Below are 1157 nucleotides of genomic sequence, written 5' to 3' on the forward strand. Positions count from 1 at the left end.
TACTGACCTTAAAAGTGTGGTGTCGCAGATAGCTGACGGGTGATGATCGCCGAGGTACGCCATCGTCATGCGATACGCGCAGGGTGGCGGGCTGACCGCCGAGCGGCGAGCTTTCCGCGAAGGGTTGCGGATTCAGGCGGCCGGGCGATTCGTAGCCGGGGAGGACAACGCGGTCATCGCCCGTGATCTGCGGGTGAGTGTCCGCTCGGTTCAGCGGTGGCATAAGGCCTGGTCACAGGGCGGTGAACGGGCGCTGATGTCCAAGAGACCGGCCTCGCTGCCGCTGCTGAGCGATGAGCTATTCACGGTGTTGGAGACCGAACTGGACAAGGGGCCGGTAGCGCACGGCTGGCCGGACCAGACCTGGACCCTGCAGCGGATCAAAACGTTGATCGGCCGCCGGTTCCACAAGAGCTACACCATCCAGGGGGTTGCCGCTCTGCTCAAGCGGCACGGTTGGTCGTGTCAGATGCCGGCCCGCCGGTCGGTCGAGCGCAACGAGGCCTCGGTGGCCGGATGGGTGAGAAAGATCTGGCCGCAGGTGGAACAACCGCGGCGGCGCTCGGGGCCTGGATCGTCTTCGAAGACGAGGCCGGTTTCTCGATGACGCCGCCGGTCACCCGGACCTGGGCCCGGCGTGGGGCTACCCCTGTCGTGCGAGTACGCGGCCGCTCCCGGCGCCGACTATCGGTGGCCGCCCCTGGCCTGCTATAAACCCGGGCAGCCGTCCCGCCTCATCTACCGGCCGTGTCCCGACGCCCGCCCCGACGGGCGCAAGAGCTTCGCCTGGACCGACTACCGCGACCTGATCCAGGCTGCCCATCACCAGCTCGGCAGCCCGATCGTACTGGTCTGGGACAACCTCAACACCCACCTGACCGCCGGGATGCGCCGCTACATCGCCGAGCGAGACTGGCTCACCGTCTACCAGCTTCCTACCTACGCCCCCGACCTCAACCCGGTGGAAGGCATCTGGTCGGTGCTACGACGCACCACCCTGGCCAATCGCGCCTTCACCGACCCGCACGACCTGATCACCGCCGTCCGCCAAGGCCTACGCCGACTCCAGTACCGCCACGACGTTCTCGACGGCTGCCTGGCCGGCACCGGACTCGTCCCCCACCCGCCCTGACGACTTCACGCTTTCAACCTCGATA

At 67.2% G+C, this 1157-nt stretch carries 2 protein-coding genes; both read left to right on the top strand.

Annotation, left to right across the window (positions count from 1 at the left end; all coding sequences use genetic code 11):
* The first annotated feature begins 67 nt into the window (after positions 1-67).
* Entirely contained in the window at positions 68-607 is a 540-nt protein-coding gene (locus DMB42_RS52685) for a winged helix-turn-helix domain-containing protein (protein WP_185845357.1), read from the top strand.
* A 30-nt stretch (positions 608-637) separates the two neighbouring features.
* The gene (locus DMB42_RS52690) at positions 638-1132 is read left to right on the top strand and encodes a transposase (RefSeq protein WP_221762768.1); all 495 of its coding nucleotides are present in this window, start codon (positions 638-640) and stop codon (positions 1130-1132) included.
* Positions 1133-1157: the final 25 nt, after the last annotated feature.

Source organism: Nonomuraea sp. WAC 01424 (assembly GCF_003947315.1).
Lineage (GTDB): Bacteria > Actinomycetota > Actinomycetes > Streptosporangiales > Streptosporangiaceae > Nonomuraea > Nonomuraea spiralis.

Bases quoted from the DNA above. Each gene is read 5' to 3' on its own strand.
- DMB42_RS52685 (WP_185845357.1), top strand. From the start codon at position 68: ATGCGATACGCGCAGGGTGGCGGGCTGACCGCCGAGCGGCGAGCTTTC.